General features: G+C 72.8%; 14 protein-coding genes. 6 read left to right on the plus strand and 8 right to left on the minus strand.

Features of this window, described 5'->3' with window-relative positions:
• Positions 1–129: 129 nt before the first annotated feature.
• Positions 130–561 carry a tRNA adenosine(34) deaminase TadA gene (tadA, locus tag ABMQ42_RS16195; RefSeq protein ID WP_349724228.1) on the minus strand — a complete coding sequence of 144 codons (432 nt, stop codon included), beginning with the start codon at positions 559–561 and terminating at the stop codon, positions 130–132.
• Positions 562–612: 51 nt separating this feature from the next.
• Between tadA and upp the strand changes: the two genes are divergently transcribed.
• On the plus strand, positions 613–1,245 hold the full coding sequence (gene upp / locus ABMQ42_RS16200) for a uracil phosphoribosyltransferase (RefSeq protein WP_349724036.1): 633 nt from the start codon (positions 613–615) through the stop codon (positions 1,243–1,245).
• A 22-nt stretch (positions 1,246–1,267) separates the two neighbouring features.
• Here the strand turns inward: upp and ABMQ42_RS16205 are convergent, their stop codons facing one another.
• Together ABMQ42_RS16205 and ABMQ42_RS16210 are read right to left on the minus strand one after the other, a co-directional pair.
• On the minus strand, positions 1,268–1,570 hold the full coding sequence (locus ABMQ42_RS16205; protein WP_349724037.1) for a DUF3467 domain-containing protein: 303 nt from the start codon (positions 1,568–1,570) through the stop codon (positions 1,268–1,270).
• A gap of 72 nt (positions 1,571–1,642) precedes the next feature.
• Positions 1,643–5,170 (minus strand): TM0106 family RecB-like putative nuclease, encoded by a 3,528-nt coding sequence (locus tag ABMQ42_RS16210; RefSeq protein WP_349724038.1) that lies wholly within the window; start codon positions 5,168–5,170, stop codon positions 1,643–1,645.
• A 67-nt stretch (positions 5,171–5,237) separates the two neighbouring features.
• On the opposite strand from ABMQ42_RS16210, the gene ABMQ42_RS16215 reads away from it, so the two are divergent.
• Positions 5,238–7,301 carry an NAD(+) synthase gene (locus tag ABMQ42_RS16215; protein ID WP_349724039.1) on the plus strand — a complete coding sequence of 688 codons (2,064 nt, stop codon included), beginning with the start codon at positions 5,238–5,240 and terminating at the stop codon, positions 7,299–7,301.
• A gap of 6 nt (positions 7,302–7,307) precedes the next feature.
• Here the strand turns inward: ABMQ42_RS16215 and ABMQ42_RS16220 are convergent, their stop codons facing one another.
• Complete coding sequence (locus ABMQ42_RS16220; RefSeq protein ID WP_349724040.1) at positions 7,308–7,907, minus strand: hypothetical protein; 600 nt, start codon at positions 7,905–7,907, stop codon at positions 7,308–7,310.
• Between the two features lie 115 nt (positions 7,908–8,022).
• Between ABMQ42_RS16220 and ABMQ42_RS16225 the strand changes: the two genes are divergently transcribed.
• The 3 genes from ABMQ42_RS16225 to ABMQ42_RS16235 all read left to right on the plus strand — a co-directional run bounded on the left by ABMQ42_RS16225 (position 8,023) and on the right by ABMQ42_RS16235 (position 11,928).
• Positions 8,023–9,486 (plus strand): phytoene desaturase family protein, encoded by a 1,464-nt coding sequence (locus tag ABMQ42_RS16225; RefSeq protein WP_349724041.1) that lies wholly within the window; start codon positions 8,023–8,025, stop codon positions 9,484–9,486.
• 1 nt (position 9,487) lies between these two features.
• Positions 9,488–10,945 (plus strand): lipase maturation factor family protein, encoded by a 1,458-nt coding sequence (locus tag ABMQ42_RS16230; protein ID WP_349724042.1) that lies wholly within the window; start codon positions 9,488–9,490, stop codon positions 10,943–10,945.
• Positions 10,946–11,010: 65 nt separating this feature from the next.
• Positions 11,011–11,928, plus strand: coding sequence for a DUF4190 domain-containing protein (locus ABMQ42_RS16235; protein WP_349724043.1), 918 nt, complete (start codon positions 11,011–11,013; stop codon positions 11,926–11,928).
• Between the two features lie 4 nt (positions 11,929–11,932).
• On the opposite strand, the gene ABMQ42_RS16240 is transcribed toward ABMQ42_RS16235, so the two are convergent.
• Complete coding sequence (locus ABMQ42_RS16240; protein ID WP_349724044.1) at positions 11,933–14,944, minus strand: AAA family ATPase; 3,012 nt, start codon at positions 14,942–14,944, stop codon at positions 11,933–11,935.
• Positions 14,941–16,092 (minus strand): exonuclease SbcCD subunit D, encoded by a 1,152-nt coding sequence (locus ABMQ42_RS16245; protein ID WP_349724045.1) that lies wholly within the window; start codon positions 16,090–16,092, stop codon positions 14,941–14,943. The genes ABMQ42_RS16240 and ABMQ42_RS16245 overlap by 4 nt, the downstream gene beginning before the upstream one ends.
• 79 nt (positions 16,093–16,171) lie before the next feature.
• Between ABMQ42_RS16245 and ABMQ42_RS16250 the strand changes: the two genes are divergently transcribed.
• Positions 16,172–16,966 carry an alpha/beta fold hydrolase gene (locus tag ABMQ42_RS16250; RefSeq protein WP_349724046.1) on the plus strand — a complete coding sequence of 265 codons (795 nt, stop codon included), beginning with the start codon at positions 16,172–16,174 and terminating at the stop codon, positions 16,964–16,966.
• Here the strand turns inward: ABMQ42_RS16250 and ABMQ42_RS16255 are convergent.
• Together ABMQ42_RS16255 and ABMQ42_RS16260 are read right to left on the minus strand one after the other, a co-directional pair.
• Positions 16,948–17,247 carry a GNAT family N-acetyltransferase gene (locus tag ABMQ42_RS16255; RefSeq protein WP_349724047.1) on the minus strand — a complete coding sequence of 100 codons (300 nt, stop codon included), beginning with the start codon at positions 17,245–17,247 and terminating at the stop codon, positions 16,948–16,950. The genes ABMQ42_RS16250 and ABMQ42_RS16255 overlap by 19 nt on opposite strands.
• A gap of 9 nt (positions 17,248–17,256) precedes the next feature.
• Positions 17,257–17,811: a P-loop NTPase family protein gene (locus ABMQ42_RS16260; protein WP_349724048.1), complete on the minus strand. Its 555-nt coding sequence runs from the start codon at positions 17,809–17,811 to the stop codon at positions 17,257–17,259.
• Positions 17,812–17,831: the final 20 nt, after the last annotated feature.

A 17,831-nucleotide genomic window follows, 5' to 3' on the forward strand; every position in this document is an offset into this window, starting at 1 on the left:
TCGTCGGCGCGCAGGTGTTCTCCCACGGTGAGGGTGCAGCTGGTGGACGAGGAGTAGGGAACCACCCGCATCCTCGTCCACCCGCTGCACTCTCAACGGTTGAGGCGGTGGAGTGCAGGCGTGCGACGGTCAGCGGCGGGCGTCGAAGAACGCGCGCAGCAGCGCGGACGCCTCGGCCTCACGCACTCCCCCGATGACCTCGGCGCGGTACGGCAGCCGACGGTCGCGCAGCACGTCGTAGAGCGAGCCGGCGGCGCCCGCCTTGTCGTCCCACGCGCCGAACACGACGCGGCCGACACGCGCCTGCAGGATCGCCCCGGCGCACATGAGGCACGGCTCGAGCGTGACCACGAGTGTGTGGTCTTCGAGGTTCCACGAGCCGAGGGATGCCGCGGCCTGCCGCAGCGCGACGAGCTCGGCGTGCGCGGTCGGATCGTGCGTTTCTTCGCGCTCGTTGCGGCCCTCGCCGACGATGCGGCCCGCGGCATCCATCACCACCGCTCCGACCGGCACGTCGCCGGCGGCCGCCGCGGCGGCGGCCAGCGCGAGGGCGCGATCCATGGCAGGAGCGAACGTCACATGCTCAGCGTACGGCGCGACTACCCTGGAGGAATGCGCGTGCACATCGCAGACCACCCTCTGATCACCCACAAGCTCACGGTGCTGCGCGATCAGCGCACCCCGTCGCCGGTCTTCCGCCAACTGACCGAAGAGCTCGTGACCCTCTTGGCCTACGAGGCCACGCGCAACGTGCGCGTCGCGCCCGTGGAGATTCAGACCCCGGTCACCACCACGATGGGGGTGCGCATCGACGAGCCGCGACCGATCGTCGTGCCGATCCTGCGCGCGGGTCTCGGCATGCTCGAGGGCATGGTGAAGCTGCTGCCCACCGCCGAGGTCGGCTTCCTCGGCATGGTGCGCGACGAAGAGACGCTGCAGCCCACGACCTACGCCGAGCGTCTGCCCACAGACCTGAGCGACCGGCAATGCTTCGTGCTCGACCCGATGCTCGCCACCGGCGGATCGCTCGGGGCCGCGATGGAGTTCCTGTTCGCGCGCGGCGCGCAGGACATCACCGCCATCTGCCTGCTGGGCACGCCCGAGGGCATCGCGAAGATCGACGAGCAGGTCGGCGACCGCGACGTGACGCTCGTGCTGGGCGCCCGCGACGAACGCCTCAACGAGCGCGGCTACATCGTGCCGGGCCTGGGCGACGCGGGCGACCGCCTGTACGGCACGGTCTGACGCCGGCTCGGATCACAGCGCGTCACTCCGGCGAGCGCTTGCCCGTCTCCTGCTCCCAGTACTCGAGCTGCTGGGTGAGGGCCTTGGCGAGCTCGAACACCTGCTCGGGAGGGATCCGGATGCGGCTGACCACGCGCGCCGGAACGACCGCGACCCGCTCGCCGGTGTCTTCGTTGGTCTCCTCGCGCGGCGGCTGGGCCAGCGTGACGAAGTCCATGACGAAGACCGTCGGCGTGTGCCACACATTGGCGAAGTCGGCGTAGTTCCCGGGGATGATCTCGGGCGGCAGATCGATCTCGAACTGCTGGGGCAGGTCTTCGCTCATGCGCCCGAGTCTACGGGGCGGGCGCGCCGCCGCGCGGGCGGATGACACGCCGCGACCGACTCTCGGGAGCTCTTATCGCACGCCCACGAGTCGCGCGAAGGCGCTGAGGCGCGTGACGCCGTCGGGCGTCCACGGCAGATCGTCGAGCAGCCCCGGCGCGTACACCAGATAGGCCGCCACCATGGCGCGCGAGATCGCCACGTTGAGCCGGTTCTGCAGCAGCAGGAACTCCAGCCCGCGCGGCGCATCGCGCCCGCTCGATGCCGCCAGCGACACGATGGACACCGCGGCCTCCTGCCCCTGGAAGCGGTCGACGGTACCCACCCGCACCGCGCCCAGCCCGGCGTCGGTGAGCGCCTGCTCGACCATCACCTGCTGGGCGTTGTACGGCGTCACGACGATGATGTCGGCGGTCGTCAGCGGACGCGATGCGACCGGCTCATCGTCGACGACGTCGGTGAACGCGCGGCCGAGCAGCTCGCGCACGAGGCGCACGACCTCGGCCGCCTCCTCCGCAGACTGCGTGGCATTGCCGTGGTGCCGCACCGCCACGGGGTGCAGCCCCGGCTCGACGCGGTCGATCGTGCGCAGCGCCGCGCGCGGGCGCGAGGCCAGCTCGCCGTCGTACGACAGCCGCGAGACGGGCTCTGCCACCGCGGGGTGCATGCGCCACGTCTGGTCGAGGAAAAATCCGTACTCGGGTGGCAGGACGGCCGCGCCGTCCATCACCCACCCCAGAGCCGACGCGTCGACCGGCTCGGGATGCGTGCCCTGACTCACCTGCGGCAGCTGCTGCGGATCGCCGAGCAGCAGCAGTTGGCGGGCAGAGGCGGCCACCGCGATCGTCGAGGCGAGCGAGAACTGCCCGGCCTCGTCGATGACGAGCAGGTCGAGCGAGCGGCGCGGCACCCGGCCGGGATGGCTGAAGTCCCACGCCGTGCCGCCGACGACATACCCCTCGCCCTCGTGCTCCTTCACGAACGACGCCACGCCGTTCTTCGGGATCTCGGTGAACGACACCTCGCCGTCGTCGCCGCTGCGGCGGGCCTTGGCCACGCGCACGGCCGGAACCCCGGCATCCACCACCCGATCCAACATGTGCTCGACGACCGCGTGCGACTGCGCGACGACCCCGACGGCGAAGCCGTGGTCGCGCACGAGCCGGGCGATCACGTGCGAGCCGACGTACGTCTTGCCGGTGCCGGGAGGGCCCTGCACGGCCAGGTAGCTGTCGTCGAGCTCGCGCACCGCCGCGGCGATGGCGGCGACCGGATCGGCCGCGCGGCCGTTCACCGCTGCTCCGCCGCGCAGCCGCGGCGGGCGCCGGCGCAGGATGTCGGTGGCCGGGTCACCGGGCAGCACCGGAGAGGCGGCGATCACTGCGTCGGCCCACTCCTCGATCGCGGTCTGCTGGTTGCCGGCACGCGGGGGCGCAGAGGGGGTCAGGGCGACCGGCAGCTCGCTCCAGGTCTGGCCGTCGACCGCGCTCTCGGCGACGATCGCGCCGTCGTCGAGCACCTCGATCACCTCGACCTCGCGCGCGACGTGCACCCAACGCGGCATCGTGCGCGCGGCGAACGGCGCCGGCGTCTCATACAGCGCGAACGGACGTGAACCCTCGGTGAGCCGCGTGCCCGGGGCGAGCTCGCCGCGCAGCCGCACGAGACGGCGAATCGAGCGGGGGCCGGGATGCCACTGCTCGACGAGAGAGCTGCGGCCGGCGTCGACCACCACGACGTCGCGCGTCTCGTCCCACACCGACAGCGGCTCGCGCAGCCGCAGGAAATGCGCGGCCCAGAAGGCCTTCGCCTCGCGCGGGTAGTAGTCGATCGCCGCGGCCCCGAGGCGCAGCGCCTCGACGTCGGCCTCGGGCGCGCCGGCGCCCGGCGGCGCGGCCTCGACCGCGGCCTCGGCTTCGTCGGCCAGCCGCCGCAGCGCCTCGGCCTGCGGCCGCGACTCATACGCCACCTCGGCCGACTCGATGTCGCGCGAGGGCACCAGCCCCGCCTCGCGGGCACGCTCGACGAGCCAGTCCCGCAGCCGGCGCGTGGACACGCAGTCGTACCGGTTGTAGTCGGCGAGATCGTCGAAGACGGCCTGGGCCGCGGCACCGTCCCCCGCATCGCGCAGCGCCCGCGCCTGCACGTACTTCACGATGGAGTCGTCGCCGCGCTGCACGTCACTGGTGCGCACCTCGTCGCCCATGTACAGCGGCTCGAGCTTCTTGATCGAGTACGAGCGCGACCCCACCCGCAGCGCGCGCCGCACGATCGGGTACAGGTCGACGAACACGCCGTCGCGCAGCAGCGTATCGACCTCGGTCTCACGCACGCCGTAGCGCGCGGCCATCGCGAGCAGATGTGTGGGCTCGTACGGTGCGTAGTGGTAGATGTGCATGTCGGGCTGCCGCCGGCGCACATCGGCCACGATGTCGAGGAAGCGCTCGAACGTCTCCTTCTCGGCCGCGAAGTCGTGCGCCCACAGCGCTGTGTACTGCTCGCGCAGGTCGACGAAGCCGAACAGGTAGTCGATGCCCCAGTCGGCGCCCGACCCCTCGGTGTAGAGCGGATCGCCCTCGAAGTCGAAGAAGAGGTCGCCCTGATCGGGCCGCGGCAGCGCGCCCAGCGCCTTCGGGAAGACGACCTCGTAGGTGGGGACGGGCGGGGCCGTCGTCTCGGCGGGGGCGAGCGGGGTGCCGGCAGGGCTGGCCAGCTGCAGCCGCGCCTGGGTGCGCAGGCTGTCGAAGGTCTCGGCGCTCATCCGCGCGGGAGGGGTGGATGCCGCGGCCAGCGCGTCGATCGTGGTCACACCGGCGGTGCGCAGCCGCGCGTGCTGCACGGGTCGCATTCCAGCCACCAGCAGCAGGTCGCGGTGCACGGTGACCTCCTGCTCACAGGTCGCACAGCGCCCGCACGCGACGACCCCGAGCTCGCCGCGCTCGTCGCCCCAGGCGATGGGCGGCTCGTCGCGGCCGCGGTCGAGGCGCCGGTCAGCGATGAGCGCGCGCAGCCGCTCGCGGCGCAGCCGGAACACCGGCATGAGGTCGTCGACGCGGTGCGTGCTGGTCGTGCCGTCGCCGAGCAGCAGGTCGACGTCGCCCGCGCGCGGCACATCGAGGAGGTCGAGCTGATCGACGTATGCCGCCAGCTGCATGAGCGCCGTGACGCGCGCGTGGCGGGCGAGCTTGGAGTCCTGCACGATCCACCGGCCGTCGACACCACGCACGAGGAAGTCGGCGAACCCCACGAACTCGTCGGTCGCGAACGCGGCCTGGTACACGACGCGGGCTGCGGGGTCGGCGAGCGCGGCGCGCGTCGCGGCCACGGCATCGGCCAGCGCATCGGCATCGGTCGACCGGGTCTCGGGGATCTCGACGACACCGTCGCCGAACTCGGCGCGATACCGGTCGAGCACCCGCCGCTCGTGCGCGGTGCCCAGCCGGCCGGCACGGGCGAGGGTGGCGTCTTCGGGCTCGTCGACCGGTGCGACCCGCCCGGCCTTCGCGTCGATGGCGCGCAGCCAGGCGAACTCGCATTCGGCGGCGGCCTTGAGGTCGCTCGCGCTCCAGACGACGCGGCCCTCACCCTCGATGTATCGCATGGCTCCCCTTTCGCCTCGACACTATCGGCGGCCTCCGACAGCGGCGGCCAGGTGCCAGACTGGGGGCATGAGCCTGCCCTTCGCCAGCGCCTACCGGCACGGGTTCGCGCGCGTCGCCGCCTGCACGATCCCCATCGCCCTGGCCGATCCGGCGGCCAATGCCGAGGCCGTGCTCGACGCGGCGCGGGAGTGCGACGCCGACAAGACGGCGGTCGCCGTCTTTCCCGAGCTGTGCCTGACGGGCTACTCCATCGACGACCTGCTCATGCAAGACGCGGTGCTCGACGCCGTCGAGGCCGCGCTCGAGCACCTGGCCGCGGCATCCGCCGATCTCTTCCCGATCCTCGTGGTCGGCGCTCCGCTGCGCCACCGCAACCGCCTCTACAACTGCGCGGTGGTCATCCATCGCGGGCAGATCATCGGGGTCGCGCCCAAGGGCCACCTGCCCACCTACCGCGAGTTCTACGAGCGGCGCTGGTTCGCCGCGGGCGAGCCGTGGTCGGGCGAGCCGATCCGCATCGGCGAGCGCGACGTCGCGTTCGGCACGGATCTGCTGTTCGACGTGCGCGATGTGCCCGGACTCGTGCTGCACGCCGAGGTGTGCGAAGACGTCTGGGTGCCGGTGCCGCCCTCGTCGCAGGCGGCGCTGGCCGGCGCCACCGTGCTCGTCAACCTCTCGGGCAGCCCGATCACGATCGCCCGCGCCGAGGACCGCAAGACCCTGTGCCGCTCGCAGTCGCTGCGATGCCTGGCCGCGTACGCGTATGCCGCCGCCGGCATGGGCGAGTCGACGAACGACGTGTCGTGGGACGGCCAGACCATGATCTTCGAGGGCGGCGAGCTGCTCGCGCAGACCGAGCGCTTCCCCGAGGGCCCGCGGCGCTCGGTCGCCGACGTCGACCTCGACCGGCTGCGCCAGGACCGCATTCGCCAGGGCACCTTCGACGACAACCGCATCAGTGCCGGTGTCGGCGAGTTCCTCACCATCGAGGTCTATCTCGAGCCGCCTGCCGACGACATCGGGCTGCTCCGTCACATCGACCGCTTCCCGTTCGTGCCCGACGACGACGAGCGCCTCGCGCAGGACTGCTACGAGGCCTTCAACATCCAGGTCGAGGGGCTCATCCAGCGCATGCGCTCGATCGGCGGCCCGAAGCCGGTGCTGGGGGTGTCGGGCGGGCTGGACTCGACGCACGCGCTGCTCGTGATCGCCCGCGCCATGGACCGCATGGGCCGGCCACGCAGCGACATCCTCACCTTCACGATGCCGGGGTTCGCGACCAGCGAGCACACGAAGAGCAATGCGATCGCCCTGGCCGAGGCGATCGGCGCGTCGATCGAGACCATCGACATCCGCCCCGCCGCCATGGAGCTGCTCACGAAGATGGGGCACCCGTTCGCCAGCGGCGAGCCCGTGCACGACGTCACGTTCGAGAACGTGCAGGCGGGCCTGCGCACCGACTACCTGTTCCGCCTGGCGAACCAGCGCGGCGGGTTCGTCGTGGGCACCGGCGACCTCTCCGAGATCGCCCTGGGCTGGTCGACGTACGGGGTCGGCGACCAGATGAGCCACTACGCCGTGAACGCCGGCGTGCCCAAGACGCTCATCCAGCACCTCATCCGCTGGGTCATCGCCACGGGTGCCGACGAGGGGTGGGTGGATGCCGCGGCCGCCGACGTGCTGCAGTCGGTGCTCGACACCGAGATCAGCCCCGAGCTGGTGCCGGCCGGGCAGGACGGCAAGATGCAGTCCACCGAGGACCGCATCGGCCCCTACGCACTGCACGACTTCGCGCTGTTCCACACGATGCGCTACGGCGCACGCCCGTCGAAGATCGCGTTCCTCGCGCAGCACGCGTGGGAGGAGAAGGATGCCGGAGCCTGGCCGCCCGGCTTCCCCGCCGAAGACCGCTACGCCTACGACCTGCCGACGATCGCGAAGTGGCTGCAGGTGTTCCTGCAGCGCTTCTTCGGGTTCGCGCAGTTCAAGCGCACCGCGATCCCCAACGGGCCCAAGGTCTCGCCGGCGGGCTCGCTGTCGCCGCGCGGCGACTGGCGCGCCCCGTCGGACGGCAACGCGCGCGCCTGGCTCGCCGAGTTGACGGCGGCGCTGCCCGAGCTCGTGGAGTGATTCCCCTCACTCCGTGGTGGGCACTCCGTACGCGAGGGTGATGACGAAGCCGTTGCGCGACAGATCGACGAGCTTGTAGTCGCCGCGACGGTCGGGCGTGAACGCACGCGAGAACGGCGGGTCGAGCTTGACCTGCTCGGGGCGCACGCTGATCCCCCGCGGATCGGCCTGCCGCACGGCCTGCACGCGTGACCAGTGGAACACGAGCTGTTCGGGCTTCGCGCTGTCCCACGCGCTGTCGTCGCCCCAGAGGTGCGAGTGGCTGCGGATCTCGTGCAGGGCCGCCTCGTCGGGCTTGCGGTCACGGATGTCGAGCCCGATCAGCAGCCCGGGATCACGCACGGCCACGACCGTCGCGGTGCGGAAGCTGGCCGTGCGGATGATCTTCGGCACGGCACGGCCGTCGACCATCGCGATCGGCTGCCGGTGATGCCCGAACTGCGCCGGCTCCTCCTTCGAGACGTCGATGAACGCGGCGTCGATCTCGAGCTCCTCAGCGAGGATCGTCTTGGTCAGCTGACGGATGCGGTCGGGCGCCTCGGTGCCCGGTGCCCACCCCACGCGTGCCGTGATGCCCTCCGGAGCGTCCAGCTTCGTCGATTCCATCTCAACCACCCTCCCCATCGTGAGACTGTGCCTCCATCATCCCCTGTTCGCGGTCCACATGTGGCGCACACCGCGACCCCCTTCATGATTCCCAGCGGGGTGCGAGACTTGACGCATGGCACGACGCGCGACGATCGTCGGCAGCGGGCCGAACGGCCTGGCCGCCGCGGTCTCGCTCGCGCGTGCGGGCTACGACGTGCGGGTCGTGGAGGCGGCGTCGTCGCCCGGCGGCGGCGTGCGCACCGCACCGCTGACGCTGCCGGGATACCGCCACGACGTGTGCTCGGCCGTGCATCCGGCGGCCCTGAGCTCGCCCTTCTTCCGCGCGTTCGGGCTCGACCGCATCGACTGGATCGTGCCCGAGGTCTCCTTCGCCCACCCGCTCGACGACGGACGCGCGGCCGTCGCATGGCGCGACCTCGAGCGCACCGTGGAAGGACTGGGCTCCGACGGGCGCGCGTGGCGCAACCTGGTGCGCCCCCTGAACCGCCGCCTCGAGGCGGTGGTCGACTTCACCGGCGACCAGCTGCTGCGGCTGCCGCGGCATCCCGTCACCACCACCCGCTTCGCGCTGCGGATGCTGGAGGTGGGCACGACGGCGGGGCGATGGATGCTGCGCACCTTCCGCACCGACGAGGCGGCGGCCCTGCTGACCGGCGTGGCCGCTCACGCGAACACGCGCCTGCCGTCGCTCGCGGCCACCGCGTCGGGCCTCTATCTGCTCGCCCATGCGCACTCGACCGGCTGGGCGTACCCGCGCGGCGGGGCGCAGGCGATCGCCGATGCGCTCGTGGCCGATCTGCGCGCGCACGGCGGCGCGGTCGACCTCGACCATCGGGTCGGCGATCTGTCGCTGCTGGACTGGGGCGACCCCGCCGCCGGCGACCTGCTGCTGCTGGACACCGCACCGCGCCTCGCGCTGACGCTGCCGGACGTGCCCGCACGGTACGCCCGCGCCGTGCGCCGCTATCGGTACGGCCCGGCGGCGGCGAAGGTGGACTTCGCGCTCGACGGGCCCGTCCCCTGGACGAATCCCGATGTGGCACTCTCGCCCACCGTGCACCTGGGCGGCACGCGCGCCGAGATCGAGGCGGGTGAGAACGCGGTGGCGGCCGGTCGCGTCGCCGAGCGGCCGTACGTGCTGGCCGTGCAGCCGAGCGTGCTCGACACGACCCGCGCGCCGCACGGGCACCAGGTGCTCTGGGCGTACATCCATGTGCCGCCCGGGTCGACGCTCGATGCGACCGAGACCGTCACCCGGCAGGTCGAGCGGTTCGCCCCCGGGTTCCGCGACCGCATCCTCGCGTCGCACGCGATGACCGCCGTGCAGCGGCAGGCCTACAACCCCGCCGACATCGGCGGCGACATCCTGGGCGGAGCGTTCTCGATGGTGCAGGCGGTGCGCCGCCCGGTCGTCTCGACCACGCCCTGGCGCACCCCGATGCGCGGTGTGTACCTGGGCTCGGCGTCGACGCCGCCCGGTCCCGGCGTGCACGGGATGCCCGGCTGGCGCGCCGCCCGCACGGCGCTGCGCGACGCCGGTGCGCCCGCCGAGCTCGGAGACCTGTTCGGAGCCTGACGTGGACGCCTTCGCCGCCGTCGACTTCGGTTTCGCCCGCGAGGTGCTGCAGCGCGGCATCGCGGCGCTGTTCGTGATCGCGTTCCTCTCGTCGTACAACCAGTTCCCCGCGCTGCTCGGCGAGCGCGGGCTGCTGCCGGCACCGCGGCTGCTGAGCTGGGCGCGCGGGTCGAAGCGGACGGCCGGGATGCTGCGGCCGACCCTGTTCCGCCGGCTGCGCTACACCGACCGGCGCCTGCGCGCGCTGTGCGTGGCGGGCATGGTCGTCGGTGCGGCGCTGGTGTGCGGCATCCCGCAGCTGGGTCCGCCGTGGGTGCCGGCACTGTGCTTTCTCGCCCTGTGGCTGGGCTACATGTCGATCGTCTCGATCGGGCAGACGTTCTACGGGTTCGGCTGGGAGATGCTGCTGCTCGAGGCCGGCTTCCTCGCCGCGTTCCTGGGCTCGCGCGATCAGGCTCCCCCGGTCGTGGTCATCGTCCTGTTCTGGTGGCTGGTGTTCCGGCTCGAGTTCGGCGCCGGCATGATCAAGATCCGCGGCGGACGCGAGTGGCGCGACCTCACGGCGCTCATGTACCACCACGAAACGCAGCCGATGCCGGGCCCTCTCAGCCGTCAGGCGCACCTGCTGCCCGCGTGGTTCCACCGGCTCGAGGTGCTCGGCAACCACTTCGCGCAACTGGTGGTGCCGTGGTTCCTGTTCGCACCACTGATCGGACTCTGGGTCGACTCGCCGGTGCCGGCGCTCGTCGGTGCGGTGGCGGCGACGATCGTCATCGCGACGCAGGTGTGGCTCGTGCTCAGCGGCAACTTCGCCTGGCTGAATTGGGCGACGATCGTGCTCGCCTTCTCGGGCTACGGCATCCCCACTCCCGGCGGGTCGGCCGGCGGCATCCCGCTGTACTGGCTCCTCGTGACCGGCGCGGTCTTCGTGCTGTACCTCGTGCTCAGCTGGTGGCCGGCGCGCAACCTCGTGGCGCACCGGCAGCTGATGAACGCCAGCTTCAACCGCTGGCAGCTGGCCAACGCGTACGGCGCGTTCGGCACCGTGACCAAGACCCGGATCGAATACGTCATCGAGGGCACGCAGGACCATGATCCGGATGCCGCGACCTGGACCGAGTACGTGTTCAAGGGCAAGCCCGGGCCGCTGCGCCGGAATCCACGGCAGTTCGCGCCGTACCATCTGCGGCTGGACTGGCTGATGTGGTTCCTGCCGCTGGGGCGTGCGCTGGACCCGTGGTTCGAGCGGCTGCTGGTGGCGCTGCTGCGGGCGGATGCCGCGGTGCTGCGCCTGCTCGCGGCGGATCCGTTCGCGGGGACCGAGCCGCGGTGGGTGCGCGTCGTCTCGTACCGGTACCGGTTCGCGACACGCCCGGAGTTCCACCGGACGGGCCAGCGCTGGATGCGCGATCAGCGGCGCGTTCTGGTGCGGCCGGTGTCGCGCGATCTTCTGACATGAGACCTGGCGTTTAGTGGGTGCCGGATAGTCTGTGAGGGCACCTGTCCACATGCTTGGAGATTTCTGTGTCCACTCCCCACGATCCGAACACCCCGGCGGGTGCCGTTCCGCCGGTACCGCCGGCCCCTGCCGCACCCGACGCGCCCGCACCCGCGTCCGCACCGACGACACCCCCGCCCGCACCGGCGGCGTATCCGCAGGGGTACGCCCAGCCCTACGCGCAGGGGCAGCCGGGCGCGTACGCGCCCGTGCCGCCGAGCGGCTACGGGCAGCCGGTTCCCGGCCTGCCGCCGCAGCCCGACAACCGGCCGAAGACGCTGGCGCTGGTCGCGCTGATCCTCGCGGTCGTCGGCTTCATCGCCGCGTGCGTGGGCTTCGCCCCGATCGGCCTGATCTTCGTGATCGTCGGCGGCGTGCTGCTGGCGGCGGCGTTCGTGCTGTCGATCGTGGTCCTCGCCAGCCGCAAGCAGGGCGGCAAGGGCCTGGGCATCGCCGGACTCGTCGTGTCGGTGGTCGGCGGGATCGTGTTCGGCTTCGCACTGACCGTCTCGATCGCGTGGATGCTCATCGGCACCGTGAACTCGGCGGTCGAGTCGGCCACGTCGCCGTCGAGCGCGGTCTCGGCGCCCGCCGACGACAGCACGACCGACGACAGCGCGACCGATGACAATGCGGCTCCGGCCGACGGCACCTACGACGAGGACGCCTACCTCGCCGACGTGCGCCCGAAGATCCGCGCGGTCTTCAAGGAGATCGAGCCGTCGGTCGACGACGCCACGATCGACGCCGCCTACTCCGATGACACGCTCGTGTTCCTCGGATCGACCCTCCTGAACGAGTACAACTCGCTGGGTGACGATGTCATCGCGACCGAGGCCGAGACGTTGGTCTCGTCGAGCGGCGACATGTTCAGCCAGGAGCAGGCCGAGAGCTTCATGCGCGACATCCTCGAGTCGGCGCAGAAGTACCTCGTCGAGCAGTAGCGGGTCACGCCGGGTCGAGCGCGCTCTGACGCACCGCGCTCGGCCCGTGCGCGGCCGCCTCGACGACCAGCTGCGCCGGGATCTGCTCCTTCATCGCCTCGACGTGGCTGATGACGCCGACGGTGCGACCGCCCTCGCGCAGCTCGTCGAGCGTGCGCATGGCGAGCTCGAGCGTCTCGGGGTCGAGCGATCCGAAGCCCTCGTCGATGAAGAGGGTGTCGAGGCGGATGCCGCCGGCCCGGTCGGTCACCACCTGGGCGAGGCCCAGGGCCAGCGCGAGCGAGGCGAGGAACGTCTCACCGCCCGATAGCGATTGCGCGGGCCGCGCCTGGCCGGTGTACGCGTCGACGATCTCGAGCCCGAGCCCGCTCGCGGCGTTGCGCGCGGCCAGCGCGTCGGTGTGCGCGAGCCGGTAGCGGCCTGACGACATGGCGTCGAGGCGCAGGTTCGCCGCGGCGACGATCTGCTCGAGCTCGGCGGCGAGCACGTAGGTCTCCAGGTCCATCTTGCGTTCGTTGCGCCCGGCCACGGCGTCGGCGACACCGGCCACCAGCCGCCGGTGCGCCTCGAGGTCGGCGATCTGCGCGTGCGCAGTGCTCGCCCGGGCCGACAGGCCGGACAGCGATTCGACCGCGGCGGTCATCGCGGCCGCCGCGCGCGCGTCGGCGTCGGCGGCCTCGCGTGCGTCGGCGAGGGCGGTCGCGCCGGCGTCGAGCGCGGGCAGCGGATCGTCGACCCCCGCCAGACGCATCTCAAGATCGACGAGTCGCACGCGCTGCGCCTCGCGCTCGCCGTCGAAGGCGCGGATGGCGTCGTCGAGGCGCGTGCGCTCGAGGTCGGTCCGCAGGGCGACCGTGGCGGCGGCCGCGTCATCGAAGCGGGATGCCGCGACCCGCCGGTCACGGTCGTCCGCGGCCGCGCGCGCAGCGTCGTCGGCCGCACCGCGCGCGGCGATCGCGTCGCGGAGCGCGGCTGCCGCATCGCGCCGTCGCTCGCCGTCGGCGATGCGCGCCGCGACGGAGTCGAAGTCGCCGCGTGCCTGTTCGACGGCCGCGGCGACCGTCGCGACCCGCTCGGAGAGGGTGACCCGCTCGTCCTGAGCGGCGGCCACGCGTGCGCGCACGCCCTCGAGCTCGGCCGTGAGCCGTGCCGACCCGCCCTCGAGCTGCGCGTGCTCGGCGCGGAGTGCATCGCGGGCGCGGACCGCTTCCTCGGCCGTCGCGAGCCGCTGCGCGCCCTCGTCGTGCGCTCGCTGGGCGGCGTCGATCTCGAGCCCGCCCGCCCGCGCGCGGGCATCGGCGTGCGCAGCGAGCGCCTGCGCGTGGGCCTCGCCCGCCTCGCGAGCGCGGGCGGTCGCGGCCTCGCGCTGCGCGTCGGCGGCGGACAGCTCGTCATCGGTGACCGGAGCATCGCCGCGCGGCGCCGGATGCGGATGCTCGGCCGACCCGCACACCGGGCAGGGCGCGCCCTCGATCAGCCCCGCGGCCAGCTCGCCCGCCCGTTCTTCGACGCGGCGGCGCAGCAGCGCGTCGGCGGCCGCGCCCGCGGCGGTGGCGGCCTCCTGCCGGGCGAGCTTCTGCTTCTCGGCGTCGCGCAGCCTCTCGTCGAGCCGTTCGACCTCGCGCGCGGCATCCCGCCGCGCTGTCGCAGCCGCCAGCGCCGAGCGCGCGTCGTCGACGGTGGCGGCCGTCGCCTCGTGCGCGCGCAGGGCCTCGTCGAGCTCCGCGCGCCGTGCGGGCAGCGCATCGCGGCGGGCCGCCAGCGTCGTCAGCTGCGCGTCGAGGTCGGCCACGGTGCGTTCGGCCGCCTCGTGCTGCGCGCGCAGACCCTCCAGCGCGCTCTCACGCGCGCCGGCCTCGCTCCAGACCGCGAGCCGACCGGTCAGCTCGTCGACGAACGCGGTCAGTGTGTCGGCATCGACGGCGGGGTCTCCCCCGGACTTCTCCCACGCGGTGCGCGCACGCGCCTCGTCGCCGTGCGCGGAGCCCGCGCGGTCCTGTGCGGTCGCGGCCGCCTCGAGCGGTGCCCGCAGCGCCTCGGCGCGCCGGGCGGCCTCGAGCGTGCGACGGTCGGCGTCGACCTCGGCCGCCCGCGCCTCGAGCGCGGCCAGGGCGGCGCGTGCGGCATCCCGCGTCTGCGCGCTCTCATGCAGCTGCTTCAGGCTCTCGTGTGCGGCGAAGGCCGCGTCGCGTGCGGTCACCGCTTCGGCACGTGCGCCCTCGAGCACCTCGCTGCGGTACCTGCCGCGTTCGAGCGCACGGTCGAGGGCGGCGAGGCGATCGGCCAGCGCGGGCGCGGTGACCTCGACGGCGGCGGACGCCCCCGCCTCATCGCCGCCGAGATCGTGCGCGGCCACGAGCCGTTCGGCCTCGGCCACCAGGGTCTCCACCGCGCGCGCCCGGTCTGCCACCGCGGCCTCGGCCGCCTTGCGCCGCTCGTCGAGGGCGCGCTCGTAGTCCTGGTACGTGCGCGTTCCGAACAGCGTGCGCAACAGCGCCTGCCGCTCGCCGCCGGGCGCCAGCAGGAACTGCGCGAAGCGGTTCTGCGCGAGCAGGATCACCTGCTGGAACTGCTCGCGATTCAGTCCGAGGACCTCGCCGAGCACCTCGGCCGCCTCGCGCGGCTTGGCGGCGCGGCCGACCCATTCGCCGTCGACGAGCTCTTCGACGACGGCGCGGTGCTCCTCCTTGGTCAGGCCCGTCCCCCGCGCCTTCGGACGCTCGTACTCGGGCGAGCGGGTCACCTTCCACCGCCGGTCGGCGACCGTGAACTCGAGTGCGACCTCGCTGCGGTCCTCGGGGCGGCAGTGGTCGCTGCGCAGCCCCTTCGCGGCGCCGTCGTAGCGCGGCACGCCGCCGTAGAGGGCGAAACTCACGCCGTCGAGGATGCTCGACTTGCCCGCACCGGTGCGCCCGGCGATGAGGAAGATGCCGTCGTCGTCGAACGCGTCGAAGTCGATCGTCTGACGCTGCAGGAAGGGGCCGAAGCCCTCCAGTTCGAGCCGGTGCAGCTTCATGCCGTGGCCTCCGTCGCCGCGCGCTCGCCGATGATCTCGCGCACGAGCTCACTCTCGTCGTCGGTCGCACCCTCGCCGCCCCGCACATGCGCGAGAAACCCGTCGACGAGCCGCGCGTCGTCGGCGCCCGCCGCGGCGACCCGCGCCGTGAACGTGCGGGTGTCAGCGGCGGCGCGCTGCGCCGGATCGTGGCGCACCTCGGCGCAGTACGGGAACCGCTGCTGCAGCCGCCGCATCGGGTCGGTCTGCGCCGCGGTGTCGGTGTAGCGGGCGCTGACCCAGGCGTCTTCGTCGGCGGTGTACCGCCCATCGGTCAACAGCTCGTCGAGCGCACCGGTCAGCTGCACGAGGCGCCGGGGCACCGGCAGGTCGATCCACTCCGTCTCGACCGCGCCCGCGGCATCCATCTCCACCAGCCACGCACCACGGGGCTTGTCGCGCTCACCGAAGCTGTAGTGCAGCGGCGCGCCCGCGTAGCGCACCCGCTCGGACAGCACCTGACGCCCGTGGATGTGCCCGAGCGCCATGTAGTCGGGCCCGTCGAACACCGACAGCGGCACGACGTCGAGCCCGCCCTGCTGGATGTCGCGCTCGAGATGCGGGGTGGCCTCGACGCCGGCGGCGAAGCAGTGCGCGGCCGCGACGTAGCGGCCGCCGCGGACCGCGGCATCCGTCCGCACGAGATCCATCGCGTGCGACAGCGCCTGCGCCTGCGTGCGCACGCCGGGCCAGAGCCGGCGCACGAGCACCGGCTCGAGGTAGGGGATGCCGTAGAAGTGCACGGGGCCGTGGGCGTCGGCGATCGTGACGGGGGCGGCGATCGCCGCGGGATCGGTGAGGACGTGGATGCCGTCACGCAGCAGCTTCGCCTGGAAGCCCAGGCGCGCCGCCGAGTCGTGGTTGCCGCTCGTGACGATCACGCGGGCGCCGGTGTCGCGCAGGGCCGCGAGCGTGTCGGTGAGCACGGTGTAGCAGTCGGCCGCGGGGGTCGCGGAGTCGAATACATCACCGGCGACCACGACCACGTCGACGTCGCGCGCCCGCACCTCGGCGACCAGCGCCTCGAGCACGCCGCGCAGCGCGGCGAGCGTCGAGCTGCCGTGGAAGGTGCGCCCGATGTGCCAGTCGGAGGTGTGCAGGATCCGCATGCTTCCACGGTAGGCGGAGCCTGCGACATCGGCCGGACGGGCGCCGGTGGTTCGTGCGGCCGCGAACTATCCTCGGAGCATGGCGGACGAACTCGACGGGGGACCGCAGGCCGCGTCATCCGGCCCGCCTCCGACGCGCTTCACGTACGCGGGAGCCTCGCTCGTCGCCGAGCAGCAGGGCGCGGGCGCCCCCGTGTTCGTGCTCGTGCACGGGATCGGCATGGGGCGCAGCGTGTTCCGCGGGCTGGTTGAACTGCTCGCCCCGCACGGACGTGTCATCGCGGTCGATCAGCCCGGGTACGGCGAGGCGCCGGAGCCCGCACGCACGCTCACGATGGAGCGCACGGCCGACCTCGTCGCGGCGTTCCTGCGGGCGCAGGCGCTGCCGCCCGTCGTGCTCATCGGACACTCGATGGGCACTCAGGTCGCCGTCGAGACCACCGTGCGACATCCCGAGCTCGTCGAGCGGCTCGTGCTGGTCGCCCCGACCGTCGACTCCGCGGCCCGCACCGCGCTCCGCCAGCTGCTGCACCTCGCGCAGGACCTCGCCGTGGAAAGCCCGCTGGTGGTGCTGCGCGGCGGCCGCGAGTACCTGCGCGCCGGCCCGCACCTGCGGCGCAAGATGCGCGCGATGCTCGTGCACCGCCCCGAAGACGTCTATCCGCGCATCGGCGTCCCGACGCTCGTGCTGCGCGGCTCCGACGACCTGGTGTGCCCGCGGGCCTGGGTGCGCACGGTGACGGCGGCGATCCCCGGCGCCCGGTGCGAAGAGGTGCCCGGTCACGGCCACGAGACGATGATCCGCGATCCGGAGCAGGCCGCGACGAGGATCCTCGCCTTCGCGTCAGAAGACGCTCACGACGCCGAGCGCTGACGCAGGATGCCGCCGTGCTCGGGGTGCGCGGCGAACCAGTCGGCGACGTACCAGCACACCGGGAGCACCTCGCGCCCGCCCTGCTGCTCGAGGTCGGCGACCGCGCGGTCGACGAGTTCGCCGGCGTAGCCGTTGCCGCGGAACGGCGGCACCGTGTACGCGCGGGTGAGGGCGACCGTGCGTCCGTCGTCGCGGTAGTCGAGCACGCTCACCAGGTCGTCGCCGCGGTGCAGCGTGTAGCGCGACGCATCGGGCTCGTTCGCGAAGCGGAAATCACTCACGCCGCAAGGCTAACCCCGCTGCGGGGCGGTGGCGTCGCGCAGCGCGCGGATCCAGGCATCCACGTCGCGCTGCCCGCGCAGCCGCACGATCGGCTCTCCGTCGGCGATGCGCTGCACGTACTGCGCGCGGGCGACGGGATGCTGCGTCCACGACCACAGCACGATGTTCTCGTCGGGATCGCGCTTGAGCCATGTGCCCGGCCGCTCGCGGTTGCCGTGCCACAGTTCCTCGCGCAGAATCGCCCGCCGCAGGGTGCGCCGCACCACCCGCCCGAGCGTCCGCAGCCGCGAGTGGTCGATCCAGGCGGTGACGTCGGGGCCGGCGGGTCCGTCGAGCAGATCGCCCAGGCGCGAGGTCCAGTTGCCGTCCATCACCCAGCCCTCCGGGTGCGCCGCGACGAACTCCGTGATGATCCGGTGCGCCTCGTCGAGGTCGCGGAAGGTCCACTCGGCATCCCAGAACACGGCGTCCAGTTCCAACCGCGGCACGCCGAGCACCGTCGAGACGCGCGCGGCCAGGCGCGACTTGCCCGACCCTGACGTGCCGACGATGCGTATCTTCACGAGGGGACAGTCTGCCACCC

The sequence above is a fragment of the Microbacterium sp. KR10-403 genome (assembly GCF_040196215.1).
Lineage (GTDB): Bacteria > Actinomycetota > Actinomycetes > Actinomycetales > Microbacteriaceae > Microbacterium.